Annotated in this window: 8 protein-coding genes and 1 pseudogene; 3 read left to right on the forward strand and 6 right to left on the reverse strand. The window is 71.7% G+C overall.

What is annotated here, in order from left to right; translation table 11 throughout:
- Positions 1–568: pseudogene (locus L0P92_RS39730) on the reverse strand (metallophosphoesterase); the annotation flags it as partial.
- A 57-nt stretch (positions 569–625) separates the two neighbouring features.
- Positions 626–865, reverse strand: coding sequence for an SCO4848 family membrane protein (locus L0P92_RS39735; RefSeq protein ID WP_062702372.1), 240 nt, complete (start codon positions 863–865; stop codon positions 626–628).
- A gap of 91 nt (positions 866–956) precedes the next feature.
- Here L0P92_RS39735 and L0P92_RS39740 point away from each other — a divergent pair, with 91 nt between their 5' ends.
- Positions 957–2,243: a D-alanyl-D-alanine carboxypeptidase family protein gene (locus L0P92_RS39740; protein WP_372497408.1), complete on the forward strand. Its 1,287-nt coding sequence runs from the start codon at positions 957–959 to the stop codon at positions 2,241–2,243.
- Here the strand turns inward: L0P92_RS39740 and L0P92_RS39745 are convergent.
- From L0P92_RS39745 to L0P92_RS39760, 4 genes are read right to left on the reverse strand one after another with little or no spacing between them, the layout of a single operon-like run.
- Positions 2,191–3,192 (reverse strand): YihY/virulence factor BrkB family protein, encoded by a 1,002-nt coding sequence (locus L0P92_RS39745; protein WP_234767997.1) that lies wholly within the window; start codon positions 3,190–3,192, stop codon positions 2,191–2,193. The two genes, L0P92_RS39740 and L0P92_RS39745, sit on opposite strands and share 53 nt — an antisense overlap.
- A complete protein-coding gene (locus L0P92_RS39750; protein WP_234767998.1) occupies positions 3,180–3,656 on the reverse strand; it encodes a GtrA family protein in 477 nt (158 codons plus the stop codon). Before L0P92_RS39750 ends, L0P92_RS39745 begins: the two co-directional genes overlap by 13 nt.
- Positions 3,650–4,642: a decaprenyl-phosphate phosphoribosyltransferase gene (locus L0P92_RS39755; protein ID WP_234767999.1), complete on the reverse strand. Its 993-nt coding sequence runs from the start codon at positions 4,640–4,642 to the stop codon at positions 3,650–3,652. The genes L0P92_RS39750 and L0P92_RS39755 overlap by 7 nt, the downstream gene beginning before the upstream one ends.
- Positions 4,635–5,171, reverse strand: coding sequence for a phosphatase PAP2 family protein (locus tag L0P92_RS39760; protein ID WP_234768000.1), 537 nt, complete (start codon positions 5,169–5,171; stop codon positions 4,635–4,637). The genes L0P92_RS39755 and L0P92_RS39760 overlap by 8 nt, the downstream gene beginning before the upstream one ends.
- 133 nt (positions 5,172–5,304) lie before the next feature.
- On the opposite strand from L0P92_RS39760, the gene dprE1 reads away from it, so the two are divergent.
- Both dprE1 and dprE2 read left to right on the forward strand, forming a co-directional pair.
- A complete protein-coding gene (gene dprE1 / locus L0P92_RS39765) occupies positions 5,305–6,660 on the forward strand; it encodes a decaprenylphosphoryl-beta-D-ribose oxidase (RefSeq protein WP_234768001.1) in 1,356 nt (451 codons plus the stop codon).
- Between the two features lie 26 nt (positions 6,661–6,686).
- Entirely contained in the window at positions 6,687–7,442 is a 756-nt protein-coding gene (gene dprE2 / locus L0P92_RS39770; RefSeq protein WP_234768002.1) for a decaprenylphospho-beta-D-erythro-pentofuranosid-2-ulose 2-reductase, read from the forward strand.
- The last annotated feature ends 244 nt before the right edge of the window (positions 7,443–7,686 follow it).

The raw sequence follows: 7,686 nt of genomic DNA on the forward strand, positions 1-7,686 counted from the left end.
GGGCGGGGTCGGTGCCGGACGCGGAGGACGTGTCGGTCCCGGGGGCCGGTAGGGGGTCGGCGGTGAGTGCGGAGGCCGAGCCGGTGGTGGCTGCCGCAGCCGATCCTGTGGTGGCTGCCGACGCCGAGCCGGCCGTGGCCGACGAGATCGAGCCCGCCTTGGGCGCCGAGGCGGGAACCGTCGCAGGCGTCGCCGGCACTGCCGCCGGTGCCGCCTCCGGCTCCCGCACGGCCTCCCGGGCACGCGCCCGCCGCTCGACCCACCGCCGCAGCAGCGGCCGTACGACCTCACCCGCCAGCACGCCCACCATCAGGTACATCGACAGGGCCAGCCACATGAAGCCAGGCCAGGCCAGGACCTGCTGCAGCCAGAAGGGGGCGCCCGCGCGCTCGGCGACGAGGGCACCGACCGTCAGGGCCCAGCCGCCGGCGATCACCCCCACGCCCGCGCGGCGCACGAACCCGGGGCCGCGGGTCGTGTCGCGGAACAGGCGGCGCCACATCCACCAGTTGCCCGCTACCAGCACGGACACCACGAGCAGTGCGACAAGCGCGAAGACGATGACCACGCCGACGTTCCCTTTCCCTTGCGTGACGAGTGAACGTCCCGGGCCCTGGCCGAGTTCCTATGACGTCCGGCGCAGTGCGCGCACTCCACGCAACCCGATGACCCCGACGACCGTCCCCAATACGAAGGAGACGACGGCGAGCAGCAGGTGCACCCAGAAGTACGCCGTCGGGTGACCGTCGTCGAACGCGAGCCCGCTGCTGTCCTTGATCAGATTTTTGACGAAAGTGACCCAGATGACCCAGCTCCACACCCCGAAGGCGAGCAGGAACCAGGAGACGGGGCGGCTGAGCTTCATGCGTTCAGTATCACCAACCCTGGTCCGGTCCTCCGAGCGGGGTGGGGGCGGAAGCGGGACTTCCATGGGTGGGGCATGTACGTTCTCCGTCGTGCCCGCACCCAAGAAGACCGCCAGGCGTGCCCTGCTGGTCACTTCCGCCGTCGTGTCCTCCCTCGCGCTGACCGCGCCCGTCTCCTTCGCGGCCCCCAAGCCGTCACCGAGTACGAGCCCGTCGGCCACTCCCCCGGCGAACATGTCGACCGTGGGCGGCGCGCGGCTGGGACAGGCCGGCACCCAGGTGAACCTCGCGGCCGGTGTCCCCGTGCTGCCCAAGGACCTGACCGCCCGCTCCTGGATCGTCGCCGACGCCGAGTCCGGCGATGTGCTCGCCGCGCACAACGCGCACTGGCGGCTGCCGCCCGCGAGCACCATGAAGATGCTGTTCGCCGACACGGTGCTGCCGAGGTTCCCCAAGACCATGAAGCACGAGGTCGTCCCGTCCGACCTGGCGGACATCGGGTCCGGCTCCAGCCTCGTCGGCATAAAGGAGGGCGAGACCTACTCCGTCCACGACCTGTGGCTCGGGGTGTTCCTGCGCTCCGGCAACGACGCCGTGCACGTGCTGTCGAAGATGAACCACGGCATCGACAACACGGTCAAGGAGATGAACGAGCACGCCGAGGAGCTCCAGGCCCTCGACACCAACGTGGTGTCGCCCGACGGCTACGACGCCCCGCGCCAGGTGTCGTCGGCGTACGACCTGACGCTGATCGCGCGTTCCGGGCTCCAGAAGAAGGACTTCCGCGAGTACTGCTCGACCGTCACCGCCAAGTTCCCGGGCGCGACGACGAAGAACAAGAAGGGCAAGTCGGTCCGCGAGTCCTTCGAGATCCAGAACACCAACCGGCTGCTGTCCGGCGACAGCGACGTGCCCGTCTACCAGGGCATCGCCGGCGTCAAGAACGGCAACACCACCAACGCCGGCGCGACCTTCACGGGCGTCGCCGAGCGGAACGGCAAGGTGCTGCTCGTCACCGTCATGAACCCGGAGAAGAGCGAGCACAACGAGGTCTACAAGGAGACCGCTCGGCTCTTCGACTGGGGCTTCCAGGCGGCCGGCAAGGTGCAGCCGGTGGGTGAGCTGGTGGCGCCGAGGGGCGCCGCGCAGGCCAGCGCGCAGCCGGGTGCGAACGATGCCGGGGAGGCCGGTGGCGCCGGGGACGCCGAGAAGTCCTCGAAGCCGGCGGTGGGGGCGTCGGCCGCGAGCGGTTCGAGCGGCATGGGTGTCGCGCTCGGGATCGCCGGCGGTCTGGTGGTGCTGCTCGCGGGTGGCGCGTTCCTGATCAACCGCCGGTGGCCGCTGCCCGACCTGGTGCGCCGTCGGGGCCGTTCCTGACTCCCGGCTTCCCGGGCCGGCCCTCGTCCTGCGGCCCGTCGGCCGCGTCGCCGGACTCCTCGGAGTCACCGGACTCCTCGGAGTCGTCGGCGCTTTCGGTCTCCTTGCTCTGCGTCGCCGTCCAGGCGGCGCAGAAGACGACCAGCTTCGCGGTGAAGTTGATCCACAGCAGCAGGGCGACCGGCACGCCGAACGCGCCGTACATGCTCTTCGTGGCGACGCCCTGCATATAGCCGCTGAGCAGCAGCTTCAGCAGTTCGAACCCGACCGCGCCGATCAGTGCGGCCACCATCAGCCGGCGGCGCGGCGGTTCGACCCCGGGCAGCAGGGTCAGGACGTACAGCAGGAGCAGGAAGTCGGCGAGTACGGCGATCAGGAAGGCGGCGATCCGCAGCAGGATCCCGCCCCAGCCGTCCTCGTCGATGCCCATCTGCCGGGTGATCCAGCCGACCATGGCGGAGGCGACGGTGGAGGCGGCGAGCGTGACGAGTACGGCGCCGCCGAAGCCGACCAGGACGCCCGCGTCCTTGGCCTTGCGCAGGACGGGGTTCTCCTCCTCGTCGGGCAGCTCCCACACCGCGCGCAGGCACTCGCGCATGGAGCCGACCCAGCCGATGCCGGTGAACAGCAGGACGGCGCCGGCGATGAGGCCGACGGTGCCGGCGTTCTGGACCAGCGCGTTGATGTCGAGCTGGTCGGAGATGCCGGGCACCTGGTCGGCGAGCTTGTCCTCCAGCTTGGCCTGCTGCTCCTCGCTGAGGGTCGCGGCGGCGATGGCGGCGGCCAGGGTGAGCAGCGGGAACAGCGCGACGAAGCTGGTGAACGTCATCGCGGCGGCCAGCCGTGTCCACTTCACCCGGTCCATGCGCTCGTACGACCGCCACGCGTGCGTGGTCATCAGCCGGGTCACCGTGGACCCGACGACGGGGAGTCTCTTCAGCCAGTCCATGATCCGACTCTGCCCTCCGTGCGGAAGACCAATGTCCGGGTGCCCCAAAACCGCAGCACGGTAGCCAGCGCCATCCCGATTCCGGCCCCGGAGACGGTGTCCGCCCGCTGGGAGGTGAGGCCGAGGCCGTAGTGGCTCACGGCGAGGCAGAGGAGTTGTACGGCGGCTCCGGCGACGTTGACCGCGCAGAAGACGGCGTAGGGGCGCAGGCCCCTGGGGTGGGTGTGGCGGTAGGTGCCGAGGGCGTTGCCGGTGTAGGCGACCGTGCAGCCGGCGACGAAGGAGAGGGCCTTGGCCGTGAGGGGGTCGAGGGCGGCCGGGCCGCGGAGCCAGGTGAACAGGGCGAGGTCGACGGCGTAGGCGAGGAGGCCGACGGCGGCGAAGCCGAGGAGTTCACGTCGGCCGCTCCACGCGCGCGTACCGGCCGCTTCCCGTGCGGTGCGCCACTCGCGCGTGGCTACCAATTGGCCACCGCCAGCCCGTACATCCCCAGCCACACCAGGCCGATGACGGCGAGTGCGCGGTCGTGCAGGACGACGTCCTCGGGTTCGCCCGCGGTGCCGCGGTCGGCGAACACGGCGTACCGCAGGATCGCCAGGGTGAAGGCGACCATGGACAGCTGTCGCCAGGGCAGCACGCCGGTGTGCGGGTCGCCGCCCTCCTCAAGGGCCCACAGGCAGTACCCGAGGACGGCGACCCCGGCCGCCAGCTGCCAGACGAAGCGCAGATAGCCGGTGGTGTACTCGGTGAGCAACGCGCGCGTGGCGCCCGCTCGCCCGGCCATCTGCACGGCCTCGGAGTAGCGCTTGGCCGACACCATGAACAGCGCCCCGAACCCGGTGGTGATCAGGAACCAGCGCGACAGCGGGATGCCGAGCGCGAGCCCGCCGACCATCGCCCGCATCAGGAACCCGGTCGTGACGACGGCGAGGTCGACGACCAGGACGTGCTTGAGACTGACGCAGTACGCCAGTTGCATGCCGATGTACGCCGTGAGCAGGGCCGCGACGGCGGGCGAGGTCAGCCGGGCCGCGGCGACGGGCGCGAGGACGGCGAGGGCGCCTCCGACGGCGTAGGCGACGGGTACCGGGACCTGTCCGGCGGCGACGGGGCGGCGGCGTTTGGTGGGGTGCGCGCGGTCCGCCTCGGCGTCACGGGCGTCGTTGATCAGGTAGACGGCGGCGGCGCAGGCGGTGAAGAGGGCGAAGACGAGGGCGAGTTGGGTCAGGGCGTGGGCCGAGAAGAGCCGGCCGGCGGCGGCCGGGGCGGCGATGACCAGGATGTTCTTGATCCACTGCTTGGGGCGCGAGGTCTTGACGAGACCTTTCAGCAGCGCGCCGGGGCCGCCTTTGCGGGGTGGCGGTGCGGCCCGTCGCGGGGGCGTGCGCTGGGCGTGCAGCGCCACTTCCCTGATGCGCGCGGCACTCGCCAGGGGCGCGGTCTCAGCCATGGGCGCCCCCCTTGTTCATCCAGCGCGTCCCGATCCGGGCGGTGAGTGCGCCGAGCGCCGCGCCCGCCGCCACGTCGGACGGGTAGTGCACGCCGACGACCAGGCGCGACAGGCACATCGCGGCGGCGAGCGGCGGGATCGCGTACCCGCCGAGCGTGCCGAAGGCGACGGCGGCAGCGGCGGCGGAGGCCGCGTGGGAGCTGGGGAAGGAGTGCCGGCCCAGGGTGCGCACCAGGGGTTGGACGTGCGCCGGGCGCGGGCGGCGCACCACCCGCTTCACCCCCATGCTGACGAGGTGCGCACCGGCGGTGAGCGTCGTGCCGCGCAACCAGGCGCCGCGCCGCCCACCGTCCACGGCGGCCCCCGCGAGCCCCGCCGCCAGCCACAGCGTGCCGTGCTCGCCCGCCCGGGAGAGGGCGCGTGCGGCGGAGGCGACACGTGGGTCCGCGCCACGGGCATGGAACGCGGAAAGGATTCGGCAATCCGCACCCCGGAGGCTTCGGTGATCGATGTCGTCGAGGTGGTCCATGTGGACTCACTGTTCACGCCGACACAGCCAGAATTACGGCAATATTGAGCGACATCCCATTAATCACCCATTTCGGGGAGAGCAGGGATGTTTCATAACTGATCGCTCACAAACGGGCGCTACGGTCGCCGACATGCCTGCCGACACCGTCTCCGTCACGGGATGGGGCCGCACCGCCCCCACCGTCGCCCGTCTGATCCGTCCCAGGACGTACGAGGAGGCCGCGGCCGCCGTCCGGGGCTGCGGGGCCCGCGGAGGCATCCCCAGGGGCCTGGGACGGGCGTACGGGGACGCGGCGCAGAACGCCGGCGGCGCGGTGCTCGACATGACCGGCCTGGACCGCATCCACGCGATCGACGCCGACGGCGGCACCGTCTCCTGCGACGCGGGCGTCTCGCTGCACCGGCTGATGCGAGTGCTGCTCCCGCTCGGCTGGTTCGTGCCGGTGACGCCCGGCACCCGCCAGGTGACGGTCGGCGGCGCGATCGGCGCCGACATCCACGGCAAGAACCACCATGTCTCGGGCGCCTTCTCCCGCCATGTCCTGTCCCTGGAACTCCTCACCGCCGACGGCGAGATCCGCACCGTCCGCCGCGGCACGCCCCTCTTCGACGCGACCACCGGCGGCATGGGCCTGACCGGCGTCATCCTCACCGCCACGGTCCAACTCCAGCCGGTGCAGACCTCGCTGATGTCGGTCGACACCGAACGCGCGCGGGACCTCGACGACCTCATGGCCCGCCTCGCCGCCACCGACGACCAGTACCGCTACTCGGTGGCCTGGATCGACCTGCTGGCGCGCGGCGCGGCAAGGGGACGCGCGGTGCTCACCCGCGGCGACCACGCACCCCTTGACGCCCTGCGCGCAGGCACGCGCGCGCGTAGGGACCCGCTCGCCTTCCGCCCCTCCCGCCTGCCGGCCCCGCCCGCCCTCTTGCCGGAAGGCCTGCTGAACCGCCGTACGGTGGCCTGCTTCAACGAGCTCTGGTACCGCAGGGCGCCACGCGCGCGTACCGGCGAACTGCAGAAGCTCACCACCTTCTTCCACCCCCTGGACGGCGTGCCGCACTGGAACCGGATCTACGGCCGGGGCGGCTTCGTGCAGTACCAGTTCGTCGTCGGACACGGCCAGGAGGAGACCCTGCACCGCGTCGTACGGCGTATCTCCGAACACCGCTGCCCGTCCTTCCTGGCCGTGCTCAAACGCTTCGGGGACGCCGACCCCGGCTGGCTCTCCTTCCCCCTGCCCGGCTGGACGCTGGCCCTGGACATCCCCGCCGCCCTGCCCGGCCTCGGCGCACTGCTGGACGCGTTGGACGAGGAGGTCGCCACCGCGGGCGGGCGGGTCTATCTCGCCAAGGACTCCCGGCTGCGGCCCGAGTTGCTCGCCGCGATGTACCCACGCCTGGACGCGTTCCGCTCACTGCGCGCGGAACTGGACCCGCGCGGGGTCTTCGTGTCGGACCTGGCCCGCCGCCTCGCCCTGTAGAACCCCTCAGATCTCTAGGAGCTGTCGTGAAGGACGCCTTCGGCCTCCCCCAGTCCCTGCTCGTCCTCGGCGGTACGTCCGAGATCGCGCTGGCCACCGCCCGCCGTATGATCGCGCGCCGCACCCGCACCGTGTGGCTCGCTGGCCGCCCGTCGCCCGCCCTGGAGCAGTCCGCCGCCGAACTGCGCGCGCTCGGCGCCGACGTCCGCACGGTCGCCTTCGACGCGCTCGACCCCGAGTCCCACGAGGCGGTGCTCGGCAAGGTCTTCGCCGAGGGCGACATCGACTTGGTGCTGCTCGCCTTCGGCATCCTCGGCGACCAGGCGCACGACGAACGAGAGCCGATGAGCGCGGTCAGGGTCGCCCGGACCAACTACACGGGCGCCGTATCGGCGACCCTGGTCAGCGCGAGCGCCCTCCAGACCCAGGGCCACGGCTCGCTCGTCGTCCTCTCCTCTGTCGCCGCCGAACGCGCCCGCCGCGCCAACTTCATCTACGGCTCCAGCAAAGCCGGCCTCGACACCTTCACCCAGGGCCTCGGCGACGCCCTCCACGGCACCGGCGTCCACGTCATGCTCGTACGCCCCGGCTTCGTCCGCACCAAGATGACCGCCGCCCTGGAGGAGCCCCCTCTGGCGACCACCCCGGAAGCGGTCGCGACAGCGATCGAACTGGGCCTGCGACGCCGCTCGGAAACGGTCTGGGTCCCGGGCACACTCAGGGTGGTGATGTCAGCACTGCGACACGCACCAAGGCAACTGTTCCGCCGCCTGCCGATCTAAATTCGGGACCCTTTCCGGAAGAAAGCCTCCCCGGACGAGGAGCCTTCCCTGAAGGGGCCGCGAAGCGCCCCTTCAGGGGCGCGGGGCTGTATCCATCTGCGGCTCCGCCGCGCGGGCGCGACCAACCACAACGCGCTACTCGACCACTGACCCCGGCGACCACCCCCTCAGGGGCGCGGGGAACTGCGCGCCCAGCCCCCACGGCGCCGCGGACAACACACAACCGACCCCGGCACCCACCCAC

The sequence above is a fragment of the Streptomyces muensis genome, assembly GCF_021474425.1.
Taxonomy (GTDB): Bacteria; Actinomycetota; Actinomycetes; order Streptomycetales; family Streptomycetaceae; genus Streptomyces; species Streptomyces muensis.

What these genes read in the sequence shown, in the direction of transcription:
- L0P92_RS39735 (WP_062702372.1), bottom strand. Translation starts at nt 865, where the DNA reads ATGAAGCTCAGCCGCCCCGTCTCCTGGTTCCTGCTCGCCTTCGGGGTG.
- L0P92_RS39745 (WP_234767997.1), bottom strand. Translation starts at nt 3,192, where the DNA reads ATGGACTGGCTGAAGAGACTCCCCGTCGTCGGGTCCACGGTGACCCGG.
- L0P92_RS39755 (WP_234767999.1), bottom strand. Translation starts at nt 4,642, where the DNA reads ATGGCTGAGACCGCGCCCCTGGCGAGTGCCGCGCGCATCAGGGAAGTG.
- L0P92_RS39760 (WP_234768000.1), bottom strand. Translation starts at nt 5,171, where the DNA reads ATGGACCACCTCGACGACATCGATCACCGAAGCCTCCGGGGTGCGGAT.
- dprE1 (WP_234768001.1), top strand. Translation starts at nt 5,305, where the DNA reads ATGCCTGCCGACACCGTCTCCGTCACGGGATGGGGCCGCACCGCCCCC.